General features: G+C 40.6%; 22 protein-coding genes. 3 read left to right on the top strand and 19 right to left on the bottom strand.

What is annotated here, in order from left to right; translation table 11 throughout:
- Positions 1 to 30: 30 nt before the first annotated feature.
- The 15 genes from panF to AAJG31_RS01210 all read right to left on the bottom strand — a co-directional run bounded on the left by panF (position 31) and on the right by AAJG31_RS01210 (position 16497).
- Positions 31 to 1476, bottom strand: a complete 1446-nt coding sequence (panF, locus tag AAJG31_RS01280; RefSeq protein ID WP_048393080.1) for a sodium/pantothenate symporter — start codon at positions 1474 to 1476, stop codon at positions 31 to 33.
- Entirely contained in the window at positions 1476 to 1739 is a 264-nt protein-coding gene (locus AAJG31_RS01275; RefSeq protein WP_004227902.1) for a YhdT family protein, read from the bottom strand. Before AAJG31_RS01275 ends, panF begins: the two co-directional genes overlap by 1 nt.
- 253 nt (positions 1740 to 1992) lie before the next feature.
- On the bottom strand, positions 1993 to 2547 hold the full coding sequence (locus AAJG31_RS01270; protein ID WP_279495135.1) for a short-chain dehydrogenase: 555 nt from the start codon (positions 2545 to 2547) through the stop codon (positions 1993 to 1995).
- Positions 2548 to 2608: 61 nt separating this feature from the next.
- Complete coding sequence (locus tag AAJG31_RS01265; protein WP_259950268.1) at positions 2609 to 4084, bottom strand: AMP-binding protein; 1476 nt, start codon at positions 4082 to 4084, stop codon at positions 2609 to 2611.
- Between the two features lie 15 nt (positions 4085 to 4099).
- Positions 4100 to 4831, bottom strand: coding sequence for a 3-oxoacyl-ACP reductase FabG (gene fabG, locus AAJG31_RS01260; protein ID WP_048393085.1), 732 nt, complete (start codon positions 4829 to 4831; stop codon positions 4100 to 4102).
- Positions 4815 to 5726, bottom strand: coding sequence for an alpha/beta hydrolase (locus tag AAJG31_RS01255; RefSeq protein WP_279495138.1), 912 nt, complete (start codon positions 5724 to 5726; stop codon positions 4815 to 4817). The genes fabG and AAJG31_RS01255 overlap by 17 nt, the downstream gene beginning before the upstream one ends.
- 12 nt (positions 5727 to 5738) lie before the next feature.
- Positions 5739 to 6743, bottom strand: coding sequence for a 3-oxoacyl-ACP synthase (locus AAJG31_RS01250; protein WP_279495139.1), 1005 nt, complete (start codon positions 6741 to 6743; stop codon positions 5739 to 5741).
- Positions 6740 to 7756: a branched-chain amino acid ABC transporter permease gene (locus AAJG31_RS01245; RefSeq protein WP_279495140.1), complete on the bottom strand. Its 1017-nt coding sequence runs from the start codon at positions 7754 to 7756 to the stop codon at positions 6740 to 6742. Before AAJG31_RS01245 ends, AAJG31_RS01250 begins: the two co-directional genes overlap by 4 nt.
- Complete coding sequence (locus AAJG31_RS01240; RefSeq protein ID WP_279495155.1) at positions 7753 to 8625, bottom strand: branched-chain amino acid ABC transporter permease; 873 nt, start codon at positions 8623 to 8625, stop codon at positions 7753 to 7755. The genes AAJG31_RS01245 and AAJG31_RS01240 overlap by 4 nt, the downstream gene beginning before the upstream one ends.
- A gap of 16 nt (positions 8626 to 8641) precedes the next feature.
- Positions 8642 to 9349 carry an ABC transporter ATP-binding protein gene (locus AAJG31_RS01235; RefSeq protein ID WP_279495156.1) on the bottom strand — a complete coding sequence of 236 codons (708 nt, stop codon included), beginning with the start codon at positions 9347 to 9349 and terminating at the stop codon, positions 8642 to 8644.
- Complete coding sequence (locus AAJG31_RS01230) at positions 9324 to 10100, bottom strand: ABC transporter ATP-binding protein (protein WP_279495157.1); 777 nt, start codon at positions 10098 to 10100, stop codon at positions 9324 to 9326. Before AAJG31_RS01230 ends, AAJG31_RS01235 begins: the two co-directional genes overlap by 26 nt.
- Positions 10101 to 10160: 60 nt before the next feature.
- Positions 10161 to 11396: a substrate-binding domain-containing protein gene (locus AAJG31_RS01225; RefSeq protein WP_279495159.1), complete on the bottom strand. Its 1236-nt coding sequence runs from the start codon at positions 11394 to 11396 to the stop codon at positions 10161 to 10163.
- A gap of 353 nt (positions 11397 to 11749) precedes the next feature.
- A complete protein-coding gene (locus tag AAJG31_RS01220; protein WP_279495160.1) occupies positions 11750 to 12283 on the bottom strand; it encodes a GNAT family N-acetyltransferase in 534 nt (177 codons plus the stop codon).
- Between the two features lies 1 nt (position 12284).
- Positions 12285 to 13103, bottom strand: a complete 819-nt coding sequence (locus AAJG31_RS01215) for an alpha/beta hydrolase (protein ID WP_279495162.1) — start codon at positions 13101 to 13103, stop codon at positions 12285 to 12287.
- A gap of 205 nt (positions 13104 to 13308) precedes the next feature.
- Positions 13309 to 16497 (bottom strand): BTAD domain-containing putative transcriptional regulator, encoded by a 3189-nt coding sequence (locus AAJG31_RS01210; protein WP_279495163.1) that lies wholly within the window; start codon positions 16495 to 16497, stop codon positions 13309 to 13311.
- Between the two features lie 302 nt (positions 16498 to 16799).
- On the opposite strand from AAJG31_RS01210, the gene AAJG31_RS01205 reads away from it, so the two are divergent.
- The gene (locus AAJG31_RS01205; protein WP_279495165.1) at positions 16800 to 17009 is read left to right on the top strand and encodes a hypothetical protein; all 210 of its coding nucleotides are present in this window, start codon (positions 16800 to 16802) and stop codon (positions 17007 to 17009) included.
- A gap of 55 nt (positions 17010 to 17064) precedes the next feature.
- On the opposite strand, the gene AAJG31_RS01200 is transcribed toward AAJG31_RS01205, so the two are convergent.
- Positions 17065 to 18045: a diaminopimelate dehydrogenase gene (locus tag AAJG31_RS01200; RefSeq protein ID WP_009371727.1), complete on the bottom strand. Its 981-nt coding sequence runs from the start codon at positions 18043 to 18045 to the stop codon at positions 17065 to 17067.
- 284 nt (positions 18046 to 18329) lie between these two features.
- On the opposite strand from AAJG31_RS01200, the gene AAJG31_RS01195 reads away from it, so the two are divergent.
- Entirely contained in the window at positions 18330 to 18641 is a 312-nt protein-coding gene (locus AAJG31_RS01195; protein WP_048393103.1) for a hypothetical protein, read from the top strand.
- 95 nt (positions 18642 to 18736) lie between these two features.
- Here AAJG31_RS01195 and yeiL read toward each other — a convergent pair whose 3' ends face one another.
- Positions 18737 to 19399, bottom strand: a complete 663-nt coding sequence (yeiL, locus tag AAJG31_RS01190; protein ID WP_279495168.1) for a transcriptional regulator YeiL — start codon at positions 19397 to 19399, stop codon at positions 18737 to 18739.
- Between the two features lie 97 nt (positions 19400 to 19496).
- Here yeiL and AAJG31_RS01185 point away from each other — a divergent pair, with 97 nt between their 5' ends.
- A complete protein-coding gene (locus tag AAJG31_RS01185) occupies positions 19497 to 20648 on the top strand; it encodes an MFS transporter (RefSeq protein WP_279495169.1) in 1152 nt (383 codons plus the stop codon).
- 36 nt (positions 20649 to 20684) lie between these two features.
- On the opposite strand, the gene AAJG31_RS01180 is transcribed toward AAJG31_RS01185, so the two are convergent.
- Positions 20685 to 21869: an oxalate decarboxylase family bicupin gene (locus tag AAJG31_RS01180; RefSeq protein WP_345803566.1), complete on the bottom strand. Its 1185-nt coding sequence runs from the start codon at positions 21867 to 21869 to the stop codon at positions 20685 to 20687.
- Between the two features lie 338 nt (positions 21870 to 22207).
- Positions 22208 to 23650: a PLP-dependent aminotransferase family protein gene (locus AAJG31_RS01175; protein ID WP_279495172.1), complete on the bottom strand. Its 1443-nt coding sequence runs from the start codon at positions 23648 to 23650 to the stop codon at positions 22208 to 22210.
- Positions 23651 to 23725 lie beyond the last annotated feature (75 nt).

Here is a 23725-nt window from a genome sequence, read left to right as displayed (position 1 = left end):
ACAGAATTTGAAATCTGTGGCGTTTTGGCGTTAAATCATAAGCTTTTCGTTTTTAAATTTATGACTAGTGGACAAACTGACAATCACAAAAATAAAGAAGGATGCGACAATTGGTATCGTGACTGTATGCATACCAAAGACAGAAGGATAAAACCGATCAATCATAATATACAACAACATGCCTGAAATCATTGACGCAATCGCTCCGTATTTATTCGCTTTTTTCCAATACAATCCTAAAACGACTGTCCAAATAAAGACAGCCTCTAGTCCACCGAAGGCAAATAAGTTCAACCACACTAATAAATCAGGTGGATTGAGTGCAAAGATGACAACGGCTAGGCCAATGACTGTTGTTACAATAAAGCTTGCACGCTTTATCTCTGCATCACTAGCTTTCGGCTTCATATAATTTAAATAGATGTCTTTGACAACTGTAGAGCTGACAAGCATTAGTAAAGCATTAACCGTAGACATTGTCGCAGCCATTGGTGCAGCTAAAACGATTCCTGCTAAAAATGGCGGTAATACCTTCAATGTCAGGAGCGGCATGACTTTATCACCAATCTCAATGCCCGGTAAGACAGGTCGGGCTAACACCCCAATTAAATGCATGCCAAACATGATTGTCCCTATGGCAATCGTGCCAATAAGAATCGCTTGATGCATACTTTTGGAATCCTTATAGCTCATCGCACGAACCGCAATTTGCGGAAGTCCTACAACCCCTACACCAATGAGAATCCAAAATGTTGAGACATACAGAGGCGTTAAATCTCCTTGTGCGCCAAATGGTGACACAAAGTCAGGATTTTCAGCGACCAGTGAGGCCATTATATTGTCGATGCCTCCACCTGCCACAATCGTGCCGATTAATAAAATAATTGTACCAATCACCATAATTGAACCTTGGACCGTATCTGTAAGTGCAACCGCACGAAAGCCTCCGATAATCACATATACTAACACGGAAATCGCAAAAATAAACAGTGCTGCTGTGTAGCTTAAGCCAGTTAATGACTCAATTAAGCGTGCACCCCCAACCCATTGAGCCATCATAGCCGAAAATAAGAAAACAATGATACTAATGGCTGATAAAATAACAATGACATGGCTTTTGTAGCGTTCACGTAAAAAGTCGATTAACGTAATGGCCTGGTAACGACGAGCAATAATGGCGAATTTTTTCCCTAAAATCATGAGTACAAAATAACCTGCTGGTAGCTGAGCCATTGCCAGTAATACCCACCCAAGTCCTTTTGTATAGGCTACACCCGGTCCTCCGATAAAACTACTCGCACTGCCATATGTAGCAATCATCGTCATTGCAAGGATAAAACCACCCATTTCACGACCACCTAGGAAATACTCCTGCAGGAATGAATTAGAGGAGCGGACATGCTTATTGGCCCAAATACCGATTCCAAAAATAATAATTAAAAATAATAGCAATGGAAATACAACTTGCCAATGCATTAGCGATCCACCTCCTCATCATCGAATGGTACCTCTTTGAAAAAGAGTTTCATCACAATCCAGATAAGAAGGATCATAAAGCCTGTCCCAGCGATACAGCTATAGAAAAACCAGGCAGGAAAACCAAATACATACGTATAATTTCTTGGATCTCCTGAACCTAATCCATAGGCAAAGCCAAACCAAATCGCAAAGTTGACTAGGACGAGTCCAATTCCGATAAGCGCCTCTCGATGCGCTATTTTAAAGCGTTGATCTTTCACATGTAATCCCCCTAACCTACTCTATTTTACTGATATGTCGGTCTGATGGGAAGAGATGTGAGTAAATAAGGATAAGTTATATGGAAATGATTTTGTTATACTAAGTAAAAGGTAAGGAGAAGAAAGTTGCTTGATCCTGACGTTTTTCACACAAACCTAACTATCCCTCACAATTATGTAGACATCTACAACAAACTGATAATGGAGATAAGTAAAAACCTTCGTCCATCTAGTTAGACGAAGGTTAGTTAGTTTATAATGGTCGCTTTTCCCAAGGTTGTAGCGTCCCGACAATATGGATAGGTTGATCCTGTTGAATAGCAGCAACGACACCTTGCGATATTTCCTCATGCGTAAGCCATCTCGCATGACCTTCTTCCATCATAAAACCTAGCTGGATTTGCCTGTATTGCGAACGAGCAGGGAGCTTCAATTTCTCTTGGACTTCACTTAAATTCGCCTTACTCCCCAACACATGAAACAGTTTCCATTCCCCGTTATTCTCTATTGAAATTACATTGGAGATGTTCTCTAATGTAGTATCCGCATAGGAATGAATCCAAGCAACGACCAATTCAATGGGCCCATTATGCTTAAGCGTTTCTTCTAGCTTCTTTTTTAATAAGGCTATATTACAATAATCAACTAAAATCGGCGTTAGAAGTGCGGGTTTGGTTGTTCTATTTCGCAAATCTTCCATTCGATGGGCACTACGTCCAATTACTGAGACATGGTAGCCATCATTCACTAACCAACAGGATGTGTCAGCCAACATCCCTGTTCCACCAATAACTAATGCGTGGGCCATTTATGTGTCCCTCTCTTATTTCGGATTTAGAAAGACGAGCGTTTCTTCCTTCTCATCATACTTAACAGATCGATGAGTCGACAAGCCTATACAATGCCTTTTTATCGATTTTACCAACGCTTGTTTTTGGTAGTTCGTCTAAGAAAATCATTTGTTTTGGAATCTTATAACGTCCTAATTGTTGATGACATAGCTCATTAAGATCATCTATTAGAGAGGCTACTTGGTGGGGACAAACAATAAAAGCTGTCACGATCTCACCCCAATAGTCATCACCTACACCAATCACGGCCACCTCCCGCACATCTGGATGCCGTAGTAGACATTGTTCTACTTCCTGAGGATAGATATTTTCACCACCTGAAATTATCATTTCTTTTCTACGCCCAACAATATAAAAATCGCCTTCCGCATCCATCATCGCTAAATCCCCTGTTTTCAACCAGCCATCTTGCAGGATATTGGCAGTTTCTTGCTTGTTATTCCAGTAAAAGCGAAACATATGCTTCCCTCTTACCAATAGCTCTCCTACTTCTCCAGGTGCACAACTTTTTCCTGTATGACTGATGATTTTAGCTTCATTGAATTGCATGCTTTTCCCGACAGCCCCCTTTTTTGCATAGGCACGCTCTCGGTCAATATAAAAATTATTGGGTCCTGCTTCTGTTAAACCATATCCCTCTTTAAAAAATAATCCCTTATTATAAAAAGCATCGTAAATAGGATGAGGGCACGGGGCACCGCCAGATAAAAATACCTTCATGGAAGGAAATTGATTTTCCTGAAAATACTTCGTAGCAATCATTGCTTGATACATAGTTGGCACAAAAAGAGAAATTGTCGTTTGATATTGGTTCGTTGCTTGTAGTGCCTCTTCTGCATCAAATTTATCGCCAATAATGACGGTTCCTCCCGCCATCAGTAAGGGGATGCATAAAGCATTTAAGCCACCAGTATGAAACATCGGCATATAATTTAATGTCCGATCTTGAGCATGTAAACCCCAGCTAATAATAGTATTCATGGCATTCCAATTGACCGACTGAAAGGATAACACTACCCCCTTTGGCTGACCCGTCGTGCCTCCTGTATAAATCATTAACCATGGATCATTCACATCCACGTCTTGCCTACTTGGTTGTATCTCCTTCTCATGCTGGCTAACATAAAGTGAAAACATTTTTTCTAAAACTAAGGGACAATGACTATCCTCTTCGTATAATAGGATAGCAGGAGTCGCATCCTCCAAAATTTGTGTTAGCTCCTCCTTGCTTAAGCGCCAATTTAACGGCACATAAATGAGCCCACGTAGCCCACAGGCAAATAAAACAGCAAACAATTGGATATGATTTTTCGCAAAAACAGCGACTCTACTTCCCTTTTGTAGCTGCTGCCGTTCGAAAAATTGACTCCATTTGCCGATTTCCTCAGATAATTGCTGGTAGGTCCATTGTTCCTTTGATGTTAAATTAATCAAGGCGATGTGGTGAGGTGTTAAAGCTGCACGTTTTAAAATCCATTCTTGCTCAACAAACATCTTGACTACCCCCTATCACATCATAATTGCGCCATCCACATGCAGAGTATGCCCATGAACATAGGAGGCCTCATCAGATGCTAAAAATAAATAGGCATTGGCAATATCACGTGGTGTCCCTAGGCGTTGTAGGGGGACGATTGATCGCATTTGAGCCAAAATATTTTCAGGCATTTTTTTGACCATATCTGTTTCTGTAAAGCCAGGTGCCACTGCATTAACATTAATCCCCTTACGCCCTAATTCCTTCGCCCATGTTTTTGTCATACCTACAATCGCTGCTTTTGTCGCTGCATAATTGGTTTGACCAACATTGCCATATACTCCACTAACTGAGGATGTATTTATAATTTTGCCTCCACCTGCTGCCACCATATAGGGAATGACCTCCTGTGTACAATGGAAGACACCTGTCAAATTGACATCTAGTACCTGCTGAAATTGATCCTCCGTCATTTTTGTCAGCATCGCGTCTCTTGTAATCCCCGCATTATTCACTAAAATATCAATCCGTCCTGCCTGTTCGATCACTGCCGTCACCAGCTGATTAACGCTCTCTCTACTTGCAACATCTACTTGTATAAATACAGCATTTTCGCCTAGTTGTTGTGCTGCTAGAATGCCTGCTTTATCGTCATAATCGGCGATAAACACCCATGCCCCCTCCTCGATAAAACGCTCAGCAGCCGCATAGCCAATACCATTTGCAGCGCCTGTAATGATAGCCACTTTATTGTTCAAACGCATACTGTCTTCCTCCAATTTCTAAAAAAGCTTCAATTTCAGCTGTCAATTGTGCTAAATCATCGACCAAAGGCGAATGCCCACAATTTTTTAGGCTTACAAACTGTGCTGTTTTGCCTAAATCATGTAATATCTCTGCATTCATCTCCTCTGTAATCACCAAATCACGATCCCCTCGGAGCACTAAAATTGGGATATGAAGCAGCATGGCCTCCCGAGAGCCTTTTGCCACCTCATTGTCAACAGCGCTTATATTAAATGTATTGAGTGCATGATATACTTCTGCTAAATTGCGCTGTGTAAGCATATCTTCTACATATTCTTGATATTTTCCCTCGTTTGGTCGATGATGCGTATAAATTAATGCATTCCATATAGACTGTAAGCCTTCCGCATTTTTTTCATCGTAGAAGCCTTGAATAAGCTTTGTTTTGGATGTATCCACCAATACCTCCTCATAATGATAGGCTCGCTTAAAGGAGGCTGGATCGCCTGTTCCTAAATCCGTGTAAAATGGATAACCACGTGTAGAAGCAGACGCAAGTAAAATTAGTCGTTGACAGTGTCCTGGATAATTTGCTACAAACTGCATACAGACAGCTCCACCTGTTGACCAGCCAATCATATCAAAGCTTTGCAGTTGCAGTGCATCCACAAATAGTTTGACATCATCACTAAAATCTTTAATAGCAGTGATTGGCTTAAGATAGGATGATTCACCAAAACCACGTAAATCTATCGCGTAAATGGTGTATTTCTCGTCTAAAGCATCCATCAGAATATCCCAATGCTTAGAAGATGTCATATTGCCATGTACCAACACTAAAGGATGACCTCCACCTGATCGCTTGCGATAGGCCATTGTTTCTCCATTTGCTAGTTGAATCGTTTTTACCATGCCATTTCCCCCTTATCCCCAACGTATTGTGATAGCTCCCCATACATAGCCAATGCCAGCACTAACAAGCATCACAATATCGCCTGCTTGAATTTGGTTTTGCTCCTGTGCTAGCTGTAGGGACAATATTTGATCGATCTGACCTATATGTCCATAGTCTTGCAAATAAATAGACTGCTCCTGCTGTAAGCCAAGCTCCGTTAAAATATAATCATGTGCAGATCTTTTCATATGCAACATCGCTAAATAATCTAGCTGATCGTCACTGTATCCACTTTTCGCTAAAGAACTGCGAATGACCTTCAAAAAATTGCTTAAAGATTTTTGTTCTAGCCGCTCCTTCATCCCAATGGGGTCCAAAACGTCAAGCTTATATAAATTTTCGGTTAAATGGGTTGGGGTTAATGGATTTTTCGTTCCCCCGACTGGCACGACTACATCCTCTGAGAAAGAACCATCCGTTATAATATCTGCCTCTAGTAGCAAATTTTTTTCATAGTTTTTTTGTAATAACATGGCCCCTCCACCAGCCGCTAAATTGTACATAAAGCGCGTTCGTGGATTGCTGTAATCGATAAAATCAACATTGCGATAACCACCTGCTAACAGAATGGTTCGTATCGTGTCATCTGAGGCCATTAGGCTTTTCGCCACTTTCAGCGCCATAATTGTAGTGCCGCAGCGTAATTGCACATCAAATGCCCATGCATTAACAGCACCAAGCTCCTCCTGCATTTTAATGGAGGCTGTCCAGAGTGGATATTCCTTATGTTCCTCCCCCATATAGATGACAACATCAATATCCTTAGGGTCTATATTTGCCTTTTGAATCGCCTCCTGTGCTGCCCAGATACCCATTTGCACGGTATGATCAGACTTATCAGGAATTGGCTTTTCATGAATGCCCATTTTTTGACGGATAATGGCCTCAGGAATATTGGAAAGAGCCGCAATTTCCTGCGATGCCATCTTCTGTTGAGGTAGATAAATACCTGTACTAACAATACCAACTGTCATTCAAATCGCTCCTTTTCCTGAGGCAAGGGACCTGTCGTTTTTCGTTGCTTTAGCCTTCCTCGCCACTTCCAAAAGAGCAATCTTAATGAGCCAATAATACCTTTTGGGAAGAAGATAACGGCTAAAATATAGAGAATCCCGAAGAAGATAATCCAACGTTCAAAAATAGGATAATCTCGTGCAAGCCCTGACAGTGCATGTTGCGCATATTCAATGACCGCCGAGCCTAATAACGGCCCCACTAAAGTACCAACCCCACCGATAATCGTCATTAACAATGCATCCAGCGTAATATCCATGGCCATCACACTCGTGTTAACGAAGCGCAATGACACTGCATATAAGGAGCCAGCAAAACTTGCTACAATGCCTGCCACAACTGAGGCAATGACTTTATAGTGCAACGTATTAAAGCCTAATGATTTCGTCCGCTGTTCATTTTCACGAACGGCAATTAAAATACGACCTGTTGGTGAATTAACAAAGCGGTAGAGCGCCAAAAAGATGACAACCAAGCTTGCTAGCACAAAGAAATAGAAGGTCATTCGATCTCTAAATAGATCAGGTGCTCTGAATGTAAAGCCATCATTGCCATACGTAACAGAGCGCCACTTTTCAGCTAAGACTAAAAATAACCCCGAAAAGGCTAGCGTCAGCATCGCAAAAAAATGACTTTTTAAGCGTAAGGTTAATAAACCTACTAAAAAGCTAATGAAGCCTGCTAGTAGCATACCAATCACGATGGACAGTACAAAGATCAAGAGTGTGTGATCCATCTGCTTAAGCATGACTGCTGTTGTGTAGGCACCAATGCCGAAGAACATGGCGTGCCCAAAGGAGACGATGCCTGTATAGCCTAGTAAAATATCATAGCTCATTGCCAATATCCCAAAAATAAAGATTTGTGTGAGTAAAATAAGTAGTGTCCTTGAATCATTGACAAAAGGAAGGATAATAAAAATGACAAGTAACAGGAAAAAAGCGAAAGTACGTAAAGATATTTTGTTGTTCATGATGTCCGCTCCTTTCGCATCGCAAACAGCCCCTGAGGACGGAAAATTAAAACGACGGCCATTAAAATCATATTGACCGCCAGTGACAGCACAGGGACATAATAAGCCATAAAGCTACCTGCTAGCCCTACTAAAATCGCTGCAAGCAAGGAGCCGGAAAAACTACCCATACCGCCAATTACCACAACAATAAAGCCTAAAATGGCATACTCCATGCCCATCTCCGCATAAATCACACCTGAATAGGGAGCCATCAACATGCCACTAAGTGCCGCCAGAGCAGCGCCCACCATAAAGACGTATAAAAATACACGCTTAATATGAATACCGAGAGCCTGCGCCATTTCCTTATCCTGCACCCCAGCCCGAACGATCAAGCCAATCTTCGTGCGCTTCAGCATGTATTGGAAAATACCAAAAATCACAAACCCTATGACAATAATAAATAAACGATATTTAATGATGATCACATCACCAATTTCCCAGCTTCCTGCTAAATAACTTGGTGTTTTTACTGCCACCCCATTTGGTCCAAAGACCACCTTAATAAGCTCCTGCAAAACGAGCATCAGCCCTAAGGTAATTAAAATTTGCTGAATATGATTGCCGTAAACAGGCGTAATAATGAATTTCTCTGTCAGCAGTCCAAGCAACGCTCCAGTCACAATCGCGCCTATAATCCCAACGATAAAACTTTCTGTCAACATATAGGTAAAGATGCCCGCATAGGCCCCCCAAACAAAGAGCCCACCATGCGCAAAATTCAATACATCCATTAAACCGAAAATTAATGTCAAACCAGCTGCTAACAGAAAAATTAACATCCCAGTGGCCAAGCCATTAATAATTAAATTGACCAATAGCTCCAATGATAGTCACCCCCCTCTATCCAATGCCAAGATACTTGCGTTTTAGCTCTTCATCATCAATCAAATCCTGCATATTGCCCGAATTTACTGTTCTACCATCATCGATTAATGTATAGGTATCACCAATTCGACTAGCCATTATAAAGTTTTGCTCCACTAGAACAATGGACGTTTTCTTTTTCATTTCCACAATCGATTCCATCACTTTTTCCACAACTATCGGAGCAAGTCCCTTGGAAGGCTCATCTATCAATATTAATTGGCTATCATTGATAAAGGCTCTAGCCATGGACAGCATTTGCTTTTGACCACCGGATAAATGCCCACCAGCCTTTTTCCAAAACTTCTTTAAGTCAGGAAACAGCTCTAGCACATATTGCTGTCGCTCTAATGTGGCTGTATCCTCCTTGCGCATCGCTACCTTCATGTTTTCCTCTACCGTTAAATCTGCAAAAATCCCTTGATTTTCAGGTACATAGCCGATTCCTAATTTCGCCACCTTATAGGTAGGACTTTTTTTAATCGATTGGGAGCGAAAGGCAATGTCACCCTTTGTTGCAGGCGTTAAACCCATTATTGTTTTCAGGGTGGTCGTTTTCCCTGCGCCATTGCGTCCGAGCAGTACAGTAACCTGCCCCTCCTTCGCTTCAAAATTAACGCCCTGCAAAATATGATATTGACCAATATGCGTGTGAACCTCATTTAATGTCAGTAAGGTGGTCATCGTACAGCCCTCCTAAATATGCATGTTGCACAGTATCATTATTCATAATTTCCTCTGGTGAGCCATCTGCTAATAGCTGACCATTGAACAACACCATAATAGAATCCGATAAATCCAAAATCATATCCATTTTGTGTTCAATGAGCAAAATGGTTTTATCCCCCTGCTGTTTTATGCTTCGAATAATTTCTAAAATCGTAGGTACTTCCTCTAATGACATCCCTGCAGTGGGTTCATCGAGCAGTAGAATTTCTGTATCTAACGCGAGTAGCATGGCAATCTCAAGCTTTCTTTTCTCTCCATGGGATAGCATTGTTGTCAGGGCATCTCGTTTATTGTCGAGTAACACAAGTGCCAATAACTCCTCCGCTTTGTCCGTAATCGCCTGATAGCTTTTGTAATGGCGGAATAGCTGATAACGAATTCTCTCCTTGGATTGGACGGCTAAACGAACATTTTCGAGAACCGTTAAGTTTGGAAAAACATTGGTAATCTGAAAAGATCGTCCCAATCCCATTCGAGTTCTTTCAATGGCCGACTTTTGTGCAAGTGATTGCCCTTTAAAATAAACATCACCCGTAGTTGGCTTTAGCTCACCACTAATCAAATTAAAGAAGGTTGTTTTCCCAGCACCATTCGGCCCAATAATGGACTTTAAATGCTTCTCAGGCATTTGAAAATTAACGCCATCTACAGCCGTATGTCCCCCAAAACGAATTGTTAAATTATCTGTATATAATATAGGCTCCATTCTCTACTCCCTTCCTTCTCACATTTATGTAGAGAGACAGCTATGCTGCCTCTCAATTCTTTAATTCATAACGGGCGGTGCTGTCTCTTCAGGACTAAGCTCCCGAATAAGTACTGGTACTGGATAATCCACACCATCTTGTTGCTCTAAGCGAATCGAATACATGGATTGTAGAGCCTGGTGATCCTCTTCACGGAATGTCATTGTCCCTTTTGGTGTTTCAAAGGACATACCTTCCATAACGTCGATTAACTTGTTGGCGTCTGCATCCCCATCCGATTGTTTCAATGCCTCCACAATAGCAATCGCCGCAGACATGCCGCCAGGCGTAAATAAGTCGGGCACTTCATTGAAACGTTTTTGATGTTCATCTACTAACCATTGATTGACATCATTTTGAGGAAGTGTATGATAATACACCGAGAAGCCTTCCATCCCAACCAATGGATTCATAAATTGAAGCGCAATAATATCCGGTGCACCCGTCGAAATTTTAATGCCCTTTTCTTGAATTTTAAGATCTGCAATTTGATTCCATGGTGAATTTGCTCCTGCCCAAACCACAAACAAATAGTCTGGCTTCGCATCAATCACTTTTTGCAAATTGGAAGTAAAATCTGTTGCAGCAGGATCTGCATACTCCTCTAGTACAATTTCAGCCCCTAATTTCTCCGCTGCCGTTTTAAAGGCATTCACACCATCCCAGCCAAACGAATAATCTGGCGCAAATGTAGCAATCTTCACACCTTTGCCTGCAATAGCCGCTGCTGCCGCATAGGCATCCTGTGATGAATTACGACCTGTTCGGAAAATATACTCATTGAACTCTGAACCTGTAATACTGTCAGCCACTGCAGGCTCTACCACCATAATTTTTTCATACTCCTCGGCAAGCGGTAGAACAGCGAGCGTATCACCCGAGCTTGAAGAGCCCACTAAAAAATCAACCTGATCATCTTCTAAAAGCTTTGTCGCTTTTTGCACAGCCACCTCTGGCTTTGTTTCGGTATCCTCATATACAATTTCTATTTTCTTACCATTGACCTCCATCGTGCCCCCTGTTGCATACTCAATTCCTAAATCAAATCCTCGCTGCGTCTGCTTCCCATATGACTCAAGCGCCCCAGTTAACGATGCAAGCACACCAATCTTAATTGTGCCGCCTTCCGCAGTAACCGCCTTCGCCTCCCCATCAGAAGAATCCGCTTCCGTTGCGCCGTCTTTCGTATCCCCATTACAAGCCACCAACACCACAGCCAACATCACTAAAAGAAACCAATACCACTGCTTCCTCATCCCATATCCCCCTTCAAAATAAGCTCCCTAGAAAGCGCTTTCTTGCTATGACAACACTATATAAAAGTCCAGTTACAAATTAGTTACAAGCTAGATAGCTCAAATATGAGCCACCTAGCTCTGTCCCGAAAATGGAGCGAAGCAGAATGGCAACTAAACAACATTTCTTAAAACAAAAAGCAAGAATGTTTAGAAATCAACATTCTTGCTTTTTAGAGTCCACATCTATTTTTCTTATAATTTTTTTCTCATTCACTACTGCATTTAATTGCAGTGATACATCGGATTCTTGTTGCTCTTTTCCTTCCGCATAGCTTTATACCCCTAAATAAGATGACTTTTAATCGTACGCTTCATGATAACCATTCTTGTTTCAACATACTATACAATAATGAATCTCGCCAAACGCCATCTTTCATTAACATGTTTTCACGTAATATTCCTTCCTTTGACATTCCTATTTTCTCTAATACTTTGGATGATCCAATATTTCGAGGGTCGCATGTTGCATAAATACGATGGAGCTTTAATGTTTCAAAGCCGAAAGTCATCATCAATTTAGCACTCTGCGTTGCTATTCCCTTACCCCAATAATCAGGGTTCACGATATAGCCAATTTCCCCGACTTCATTTACAAAATCCCTAATCATGATTTCTACCGCACCTATTAATGTTTCTTGATGAATAATAGCAAAAACATATCGTTCCCTTGGTGTTTGTGTTGCTTCATCGAGAGCATCCTGAATGAATTCTTTTGTATCCTCTTCTGAATTCGGTCCCCATGTTTGATACCTACAAACAACCTCCTGAGAGGCATATTTATGCACATCAACCCAGTCTTGCTGCCTGAATTCTCTTAAAAATAATTTATCATTTGCAAGTATCACTTTAATCCATCGCTCCCTCTACACGATTCAACCATTCACTCATCAGCTCGGTAAACAATTCAGGTTGCTCGATCTGCAAATTGTGGCCTGCTCTATCTAAAATGGCAAAGCTTGCTCTGGGAAACTTCTCTAGAAGTGAAAACGCGTCCTTATAGCCAACCACAGAATCTTGTTTACCCAGCAAAAAGAGACTTGGCTTATCAAAGGACTTTTCGTCAACGGCAAAGGAAAATCTGTAGCTTTGCTGAATTTTTTCTAAAAATGTCTGATCTGCTAGATTACACCCTACCAACACCTCTGTTGAATAGCGCTCCCAATTATAGGCATTTAAGACAACTTGATTAGCCATAAAATCATCTTGCTCCTGCTGACTTAATGTTGATAAAAAAGCGGTGTCTGCTTGTACAATACAATGCGGTGGCACCGTACGTTGTTCTTTTTCAGGAATGATGAGAGGGCAAATAAAGGCAGTACCTAAAAGTTGATCCACTGATTTCCTCATAATACCGCGCGCTAAATAGCCACCATAAGATTCACCAACCAACAAGTACGATTCTTGTGGAATGATTGTGTGTATCAATTCGATAATCGCTTCTAGCATTTCATCCGAGTTTTGAATTGATGAATAGTCTGTTGTTTTTCCCATTCCCGGAAGATCCAGATAAATACGTTTCCACCCTTCACGTTTTTTAAAAACAGGCTCCATACAGCCCTTCATCAAACGATGATCAGGAGAAAAACCATGTAGCATGATGATAGGTATCCCTGTTCCAATTATTTCGTAGTAAATTTTCGCTTTATTTGTCTGACAAAATGGCATTGTTGTTCCTCCAAATAGGTTACATTTTTTTCTAGTTTATATTAGACTACGCCACTGTTGGAGCGAGTTGACATGGTTTATGAGCGGCTATTCCCTTAATTAGAGCGCTTTGTCTACTCTTAGGAGCGGGCCTCCCCTCAATAGGAGCACTTTCATATTACTTAGGAGCAGTTCGAATCACTTCGCTTAGCCTAAACAACACTGACTAACCCATTATCAAGTCATAGACCGTCATGGTGGATTCCATCGGGGTTGTGTTTAGCTCCTGTTGTAATTGCTGGACACATTTTTCATACCATTTTAAGGCAAGAGAACGATTATGGAGTTGGTAGTGGCTGTACATGAGCAGGCGATACGCTTCTTCCCAGAGTGCATCCTCACGTAGCATCTTTTCTGCGAAAAAAATGGCTTTTTTATATTGCTGTTGCCTTGTTGCATTTTGTGCTAGTCGTTCCAAGACTTCGATATATAAAAATTGTAGCTTTTCACGGTCCTGCGTTAGCCAGTCGATTTGCTTTTTTTCCGCATAGAGCGCATCCGTATAGCTCGCTTCCGCTAATAAGAGCCACTCATTGGACAGCTGTGGATCAAATTCGTCGATTCCTAAGCTGTAATAATAGTGAAAACGTTCAACATCAATTTGGAGAAAAGCAATATTTTGTAACTGATACATATTATTTTTCCGCTGAATGAAAAAGCTCTCTTGTCTTGCATGTCGTTGCGGCTCCAACACTTTAAGTAACGTATTTAACACCACCTTAAAATCACGATCCAAGGACTCGACACTACGATCTGGCCATAATGCCTGTGCTATTTCTTCCTTTGGTGTAAAGCGATGGCGATGGCAATAGAGATATACGAATAATTCCTTTGATTTATCACGTTGCCATTCTTTGTCTTCTAGCTTTCGTTGTGAACGAATTAAATTTAAACTCCCGAAAAGATTTATCTGTATTTCATCATGCGGATAACTAATACTATCCTCGACCTGAAAATAATTTTGCAATGCTAATATAGCTGGATGCTTCATCTGGCATTTTTGACTAAATTGCAATAGCTCGTAAAAAACCATTCGATTGCTCGGACCAAGTATCGTTGGCCTTTGTAAGAAGTATTCATAGCCATTTGAGACACATAGTTGTGCAAACTGTTGAAAATACTGTTGAAACGGCTTCTTATTACACTCTTTCAGGGCAATCATTGATTGATAAAATAAGACATGCATCAAGCCATTGCGATCACCGCACTCCTGAAATAGTTGCTGTGTCTTCTTTAATAATTGCTTCGCTCTCCCTATTTCTTGCTCAGAAAGTATTATTTTTACTTCTGCTAAAAGAATAAGCGCTGTCATCCAAGCATCTTGAACTTGCTCCGTTTCCTGTAAGCCCAGTGCTAAGTATTTTTTAGCCGCTACCATATCTCCTAACAAATGTTTGACAATGGCTAACCCCATATATGGCTCCGCCTTCACACGAGAAATATTAATGGCATTCATGAGGGTCAACGCTTTTTCATAGGCTTGACATGCCCCATAATGATCTGGAAAATCCATTAACAGCAGGGCATGAGCCTTTCTGATATAGCCAACCGCCTCTATGAAAATAGACTTCTCTTTTTTTCCTCTTCGAATGCCATGCTGGGCAGCATACCAGGCTTCTTTGCCTTGACCTAACAGTGCATAAACGAAAGCTGCCAGCAGTTCACTTTCTCGATGGGTTGCAACAAGCTGAGGCGGTAATTCAAGACGCTGCGCTAATAACTCCTTAGCCTCCCGTAGTTGTCCTGTTCGTAGTAAAACACGTACATCAACATTTGCTCGCTGTATGACATCCTCTGGCAATGCGACGTCCTCCATAAAGAGCTGTGCACCCTTGGCCTTCCCTAGATTCACTAAATTTTCAGCGTATTGCCGTTGAAGTTCTAGTAATTCCTCTTTGCGCAATGGTGTATGTTTCGCTAGCTCTAATGCTTTCTCGAGATATGGCTCTGCTAAAGCAGGTTGAATGGTGTCTAAGTAAATATGGGCTATCCCAGCTTGTGACTTTGTCATAAATAGGTGATCCCGCTGCTGCTGTGCGAGGATTGCACATTTTTCATAGGATTGTTTCGCTTTCTCATAATAAGCTCGGTAGCGATGACATTCACCCTCAAAATAATTTAATTTATAAAATTTATCTTTTTCCCGTGCACTAAATCGATTGATTTTTTCGAGCAACCATTCAAATTGACCAGCCCGTACGATTGATTCTGCATGAAGCTGTAGGAGCTCTCCGCAAAAATGATGATCATTCGTTTTAAAGGCATGATACAGGACAGCTTGAATATTTTGATGTTCTACATAATACAATGCTGCTTGTTTATGAAGGTCCGCATGTTGTGTTGGATACTGTCGCCATTTCATTTCTAAAAATCGACTAAACAATGCATGAAAACGATAGAAGCCATCTGTTGTCACAGGTTGGATAAATAAATGACGCTGAGTTAATACATTCAGCATTTGCGCAATCTCAGCGCCATAAAACGCTTTCAATAGCTCCGCAGAAAAGGTAGGAAAAATCGCTAATTTTAAGATGGTCTCCTGCTCAGTAGCAGTCATCCTACTATAAACTTCCTCTGATAAATATGTGAATAGCTCATTTGTGGGAATCGTCAGCCAATGATCTAGCGAAGCATGATGCCATTGCTCTGCCAATAAGGAAATGCTAATGGCCCAGCCTTCAGTGATCTCTAATACTTTTTTCATTTCAGCCTCGGATAAATGTACATCTACATATTCTTCAAAAAACACCGCAATCTCCTCAGTTGAAAATGCCAGTTCGTCCTCTTTTATAACGAGCCATCTTTTTTGTAGTTTTAATTTCCTCATAATATCCCAATTGGGTAGTATTCTGGAAGCCAAAATAAAATGAATGCTGGGTGGAGCAAATTCAATGATTTTTTCCATGAAATAATTAATAGGAAAAACATGATCTACTAGGTGAAAATCGTCAATCACGATGAGAAGAGGCTCGTCTAGATCGCAGAGGCAATTGACAAAAAGCTTATACCATCGATTGAGCTCATCCATTTTTGGAAAGCGCGATAATTGGTTCCACCCATCAAATGTATGACCAAAATTCGGTACGACGCGCTGTATACTAAAAAAGAGGTGCCTCAAAAAGGGTAATAAATTATCATCTTCATCAGAAATACTATACCAAGAAAACGTACTTGATTCGGTTGCAAGAAATTGAGTTAGAATGGTTGTTTTACCGTACCCTGCTCCACTATGCAAGAAAGTACAAGTATGATGATGACTTTTCTTTAGCGTTCGCATTAGTGTTGCTCTATTAATACAATGCGTGGATGGATTGGGGGCCATACATTTTGATTGAATAATAATATCTGCTGTCATATAAACATAACCTCCATATTTTGTAAGGTTACAAAAATTTCTACAAAAATTCAGATTATTAAATTATTGACAGTTTACCATATTTTTTATGTATTTTTATAGATTTTATCCCCATTTTTTGTTTGAGGGATGGAAGTAGAATTTAGTGGGTATTTTCTTCCCAATTTTAGTATCCTGTTATATTACTAAAATTTAGAAGGAAAGTGGCTAAATGAACCGCCTTTAAATATAGAGATTATACGAGTTCCGATTATAATGGAACTGCTTTACCGAGCAAAGGAATTTGAGTGAAGTATGGATATGTGGTTATTGCAATTCCAAAAGACTTAGTACCATTTATGAAAGAAAATTTAACAGTGGCAACTAGCAAGGCTATTCTTGCTATAAAGGAAGCATTACTTCATTTTCCCACACAATACGCCTCCATTTTTATTGATCAAGCAGTCTTAGAATTTGGCATTAGACATGTAGATGAATCGTTTCATTGGCAACCTACTTTAGCAAAAAATTAGGCTTAAAAAAATTCCCGATTATCAACTCAATGATAATCGGGATTATTAGCTACGTTTATAGTAATTCTTTACGTAATTCAGCAGCTGATTTTGGCGAAAGTAGGCTGAATGGGATATCAAATACTGTTTTCGCCCCTTTATCACCCGCTTGACTTAAACGGTGTGCTGCACGTGCATAAGCCACTAATACGCTAGATGTAAAGTTTGGATTACTGTCCAGTTTTAATGAGAATTCGAGAATTTGTTTATCGTTTGCACCACTGTCACCACTGCGAATGACAAAACCACCATGTGGCATACCAGTATGATTTGCTTTAAATTCATCTTCAGAAATGAAGTTCACTGTTGTGTCATATTCATCGAAATAGTTAGGCATTGTGACAATTTCTTGTTCAACCTTTGTTGCATCTGCACCTTCTTCTAATACAACCCAACATTCACGTGCATGTTTTTCACGTGTTGTTAGTTCAGGGTTTTCACCGTTACGAACTCGTTCTACCGCTTCTTTTATCGGTAATGTGTATTGAACAGCATTTTTTACGCCTTCAATACGACGAACAGCATCTGAATGTCCTTGACTTAGGCCATCGCCCCAGAATGTATATGTTGTACCAACTGGTAATACTGATTCTCCAAGTAGACGATTTAAAGAGAATAGACCTGGATCCCAACCAACTGAGATAACAGATACTTTACCAGATTTTTGTGCCGCTGCATCTACAGCATCGAAAAATTCAGGAATTTTCGCATGTGTATCGAAGCTATCAATTGTATTAAACCATTGTGCAAAATGTGGACCTTGCTCTGGTAAATCTGTTGCAGAACCACCACATAAAATCATAACATCAATGTCGTTTTGGAATTTTTCAGCGTCATCTACTAAATATACGCTTGCATTGCTTGCTACGTTTACTGTTGAAGGATCACGTCGTGTGAACACTGCTACTAATTCCATATCTGGATTTTGTGAAATGGCATACTCCACACCACGTCCTAAATTTCCATATCCTACAATACCTACTCGAATTGCACTCATTAAAAATTCCTCCTAACGATTTCGCGACTTTGTGAAAACTTTCACGTTAAATCTAATTACAATAATACTTCGTGTTAGAAAAATTCACAATAGTTTGAGTATGAGTTTTTTAAAAAGAATTTATATCAGTTTTCTATGGTTTTTATCCCATAATGGTATGAATACGGTTACAAATCACTAAATTTTCCATGAACCTTAAAGTTATTGTAAAAGCCTTGTAAATAACGGCTATTTTCCCACTTAGTCTTGTACAATAACTGTAACGACAAAAGGGGGCATGTTGAATGAAAAGTACTGGTTACTCATCAAGCACAGCATTGGCACAAGGAGAACTACTTGCATTCCATATGACACAAAACTCAATGAACAAGCATAGTGAATCGATACAAAGTGGCAGTAAGCAACAAGGAGATTTTCCAACAAATAATCATTTATGTATCGGTGTTTTACCTTTTGACGTTTTAGAAAACATCCCTGACCTCTCCATCCAAAAAAACAAGGTAAATGAAGTGGACTTTTACCATAGTGGTAAGGATATCGCTCGCTGGTTAATTAAAAAAAGTGAATACAACAAAAATGGATTTGACTTCATTTAAAGAAGTCAAATCCTTTTTAATTTATAACTTATAAAATTGAATTAATTCCCTCAGCTGATCTGCACTAATAGACAACCTTTATGGAATGGTTGTTTTCATAGTACTTCCTGTGCCAGTTGTGCGAGACGATTTTTATCAATAATTTGGTAGCCTGTCTTACGCTTTTCCAATATCCTCTCTTCACAAAACTGTGCCAAGACATATAGTAAATGGCGATAAGAGACCCCTAAATATTCGCAGATTTCCGTATGTTTTTCCTTGTAGACACCTTGGTCGGCTGATAATTGGATAAAGGCTGCTAAGCGATTTTCCAGCGGATAGGCCTGATTTTGTGTATATTTAGATGTCATTTTTGTCGCTTTTTCCCCTAAAAATACACAAAGTCTACGTAAAAACAAAGCATCCGCAAGTAACTTCTCCTTACATGACTGTGTAATCGAATAGCAAATTGTTTTGGTGACGGTTTGTATCCCCTTTGTATACCTAGCCTCGTTTAACAATTCAATTTCCCCCATAAAAAGAGGAGCCTCTAGGTATTCAATAAGTGAAACCTTCCCATTTTTATGTGTCATATAGAGCTTCGCCTTTCCTTCTATCATGTAATACACGGTGTCTGGAAAGGAGCCTTCCTGGAAGATCCACTCCCCCTTGTCAAACTGGCGGACTTCTAAATAGGGATTGATATCAAATGAGAAAAAATCATCAATCGGATATTTTTCAAGATAATGGGTACGGGCTTCAGCTGTTAAAATATGCATTTTTTACTCTCTCCTATAAAAAATATGAGATATCTCACATTATTGTAGCGATGAACATGCTATTATTCAACATAGTTAATGGAGGTACGGAAATTATATGAACAATCAACGATGGCTTTCTCAGAATTTCTTTACATTTTTTATCACTTGGGGCATTTTCTTACCCTACTGGACAGGTTGGCTGGTGGATGCGAAACATCTAACCGTCTCGCATGCAAGTGTAGTGATGGGCTGTGGGCTCCTAGCTCGTGCCACATCCAATCTCTTCTTCTTCCCAACACTTGCAAAATACGTACACAATAAACGACTCATTACAATTTTAGCAATAGGCTCGTTGCTAACTGCCTTGCTCTATATTCCAAGCACAGGCTTTACAGCATTATTAATCGTGACCATTTTATTTAGTGTTTTTTACCCAGCACTATTACCTGCTGTGGAAAGCAGTGCCGCTACGCTTGTGCAGTATGGCAATATTCATTATGGTAAAAGCCGTTCCTATGGTTCATTTGGCTTTGTCATCGCTGTTTTAATTATTAGTATGCTGACAGGCGTTTTTGGAAAGAACATCATCTTCTGGAGCATGATTATAGGGTTGGTGGGCATGTTACTTATGCAACAATTAGCAACACCAAAGGAATTACTCGTAGTACCAACAAAAGAACAGCGTGCAAAATCATTGTCGATGAAAACACTATGGACTATCAAAGGCTTCCCGATTGTTTTATTCATCGTAATCTTGCTACAGGGTGCACATGCCTCCTATTATAGCTACGGTTATATTTATTTAGAAGATTTACAGGTTGATCCATTCTATATGGGTATGATTATTAATATCGCTGTTATTTGCGAAATTCTTTACTTTATGAAGGCTGATACGTTATTGACGAAATGGCGCTCATCATCCTTATTACTCTTAGCAGCGAGCGGCTCTTCCCTACGTTGGTTACTTATCTTTTTGTTCCCAAATGTCTGGGTATTTATCGCTTCTCAAACCTTGCACGCACTATCCTTTGCATTAGCCCATTTTGCCTTTATTCGCTACTTAACAAAAGCGCTACCAAAGGAACAAATCCCCAATGCACAAGGTTTATACTCTGCATTAGCTATGGGCTTAAGTACCGCCATCCTTACATTTTTAGGTGGCTATTTATACGAAATATCACCAGGTCTGTCCTTCGCAGCCATGCTCATTTGTACAATACCAGCCATCGCTATTTTGCTAATGACACGCAAAAAATATCAATATTAAACAAAAAGCAGGTGGAGAACTTCCCACCTGCTTTAATTATTTCGGATAATAGGAAAAACCAGGATATTTTACAACCGGCCATTTTTCTTTTCTGAGAGCCTCAAGCAGCTCAGGACCGACCTGTAAATTACTTTGCACCAATTCTGTCGGCGTTAACGCCATCCATTGATTTAAGGATACATCCTGGAATCGATCACTTTTAAACATTTCTAAAAACCATAATGGCTCTGTTCCAGTATTTTCAATATAATGCCCCGTCGCAAATGGGACATAGCCAACATCTCCCGCCCGATAATCAAATGTTCGAGCCGTTCCATTCCCTGTGAAAACTGTCATACGGCCTTTTCCTTGCAGATAATATTGCCATTCATCGTTGTTAGGATGCCAATGCAACTCCCGCATCGCCCCTGGCTCAATTTCCACCAGTGCAGCCGCGATATTTTTAGAAATTGGGAAATTAGTCGAATCGACAATGCGCACACTGCCTCCAGGTGTTTTTAATGGAGGCTGTGCCAACAGACGATGTTTAAAGGTTTGCGGAACCTCCCCATATGGAGATTGCACTTTCTGAGAATCAATTGGCCCCGGAACCCGATCCTGATAAATATATACCTGTTCACTCGGGATGTGATCGAAAGCATGAATAGGAACCCCAAAATTCGCTGATAACACTTCTTTTGGCGTATGAGCAAACCAATCTGAAATTGACAGTGTGTTCAGATCGGAGAAATGCCCATCATCAAATACTAATAAGAATTCACAGCCATCCTCAAGTCCTTGAATGGAATGAGGAATGCCAGGTGGAAAATACCATAAATCACCGGGTCCCACATCCGATATAAAGTTACAACCATTCTGATCGACGGCTGTAATGCGAGCATGGCCAAGCAGCATATAAGACCACTCTGCCTGTTGATGCCAGTGCAGCTCACGTACGCCCCCTGGTGTCAAACTCATATTCACACCCGCCAAAGTCGTAGCAATCGGTAATTCACGAACCGTAATTTCCCGTGACCACCCACCTTGATTTAAGGTCATATGCGTGTCTGAAAACGAGAATCGTAAATTAGGAATCAAACCCGCATCAGTCGTTGGTGGCACTAGCATATCAGGATTTTCTAAGTCCCTCATAATATCCCGTGGCCCCTTATCCACCCCTCCAGCCCCATCACCTCGTATAGGCTGAGGCACCTGAAAATAACCCGGTGGCAAATTTTCCAATCGTTCACCTCTTTATGTTTGTAATCAAAATAAAATACTTCTATTCTTCTAAAATGTATGGATACACAGCTTGGATTATTCACTTTCTTTTCTGGCAGTGGGTTGGCTGACTAAGCATAGATACTTTATTGAGAGAGGAGCTTGCTACATTGATCACTTTTCGCTAATTTTCGAGCGGGTTCTTCAGTTGTTTGATCACTTCTCATCTACTTTGGAGCGGATTCCTTACTTGTTTGATCGTTTCTCAACCACTTTAGAGCGGGTTTCTCACTTCTTTGATCACTTCTCAACCTATTTAGAGCAACCTTCTCTCGTTTCCCTAACTTCAGGGTAAGTCCTTACTTACTCTTTCGTCCAATAGCCTCCACCGCACATTCATGTAGGATTTGTACTCCTTCCTGTAATTCTTCATAGGTTGCATAGGCGTAGGATAGACGAATATGTTGATGATCTTGTGGATCGTAGATATAGCCGGGATTGATTAATACTTGCCGCTGCAACAGCTTCATAAAGAAGTCTTTATCTACAAGCGGCTCATGAAACTTGAGCCAAATATAAAAGCCTCCCCTTGGTTTGCTCCAATTCGCCACATCTGTAAACTTCTCCTTTAAAAGCTGTTCCGTAAAATCGGCTCGCTCCTGTAATTGTTGACGTAATCCTGCGAGATGCTTTTCATATTTTCCTGATTGCAGCCAATGTAGGACAATTTCCTGAGAAATGGCACTTGAGCCATAGTCTGTTTGCATTTTTATATCGGCTAATCGCTCAATCACAGTGGTTGGACCGATGAGCCAGCCAATGCGTAACCCTGGGCTTAAGGTTTTAGAGACGCTGCCAATATAAAGAACTTGTCCACTATTATCCATGGCCTTAAGCGGCGGTGATGCCTCTTCAAAAAGCAATTCATGATAAACATCATCTTCTACAATCGGAATCCGTGATGCCTGACAAGCTTCATATAGCTGTTCTTTTTCTCTTGTTGTCCATACATGACCTGTTGGATTATGTAAAGTAGGAATGGCATAAAACACGGCTTGTTTCTTTCGTTTCCTTTGCGCTAATGTTTGAGCAAGCTGTACATCGCGTTCAATGCTAATCATTTGCATGCCAACTGACTGAAAAGGGTGAACAGAATTTAAGTAGGAGGTTGGCTCCTGAAACACAATAGACCCTTGCTCTAATAAGCCAACAGCAATCAATTGTAGTGCCTGAAGTGCACCTGAAACAATACAGACGTTTTGAGGTTCAGCAGGAATGCCTCTTTTTTGAACATATTTACAAATAGCTTTACGAAGCTGATCATTACCTTGTGGCGAAGAGTAGCCTAATGCTTTAGGTTGAAAGGATAACTCTCGCAGTGAAGCTTCTATTTGCTCCGTAGGCAACAAACTGGGTGCTAGCTCTCCCGTTCCTAAACGAATTACATCCTTGCGCTGTTCGTATTCGTTAATTAATTGGATGGTGTGGTAGTTTGGCTTGTGGATGCTTGTTTCGATATAAGTTTGCCAATTCGGCTGTGTTTGTTGGATTAATGCATGCCAGGAATTGTGCGTAACATAAACACCAGAGCCTACCTTTGCTTCAAGAATGCCCATTGCTTTTAATTCCTCCAAAGCCTGCTGAACTGTGCTTCGATTCACATCGAACTGCATGGCCAGCTGTCTTTGGGTAGGTAGTTTTGTCCCTGCTGCCCAGTCTCCTCGCTCCACATTGGCTGTTATCCACTGTACAATCTGCTGCTGTAATGTATTATCACTTCGTCTATTCGGCTGCCAGCTCATGTTCCTTCTCCTTCCATGCAATGAAATTGGGTGGATAAAAAACCATCCAATTGGTCGTTTTCTTTTAGTTATACC

Origin of the sequence: Lysinibacillus sp. BS3 (assembly GCF_039614735.1) — a bacterium.
Classification (GTDB): domain Bacteria; phylum Bacillota; class Bacilli; order Bacillales_A; family Planococcaceae; genus Lysinibacillus; species Lysinibacillus capsici.
Note: the sequence above shows the minus strand (reverse complement) of the source record. Positions and strands in the feature narration are given on the sequence as shown.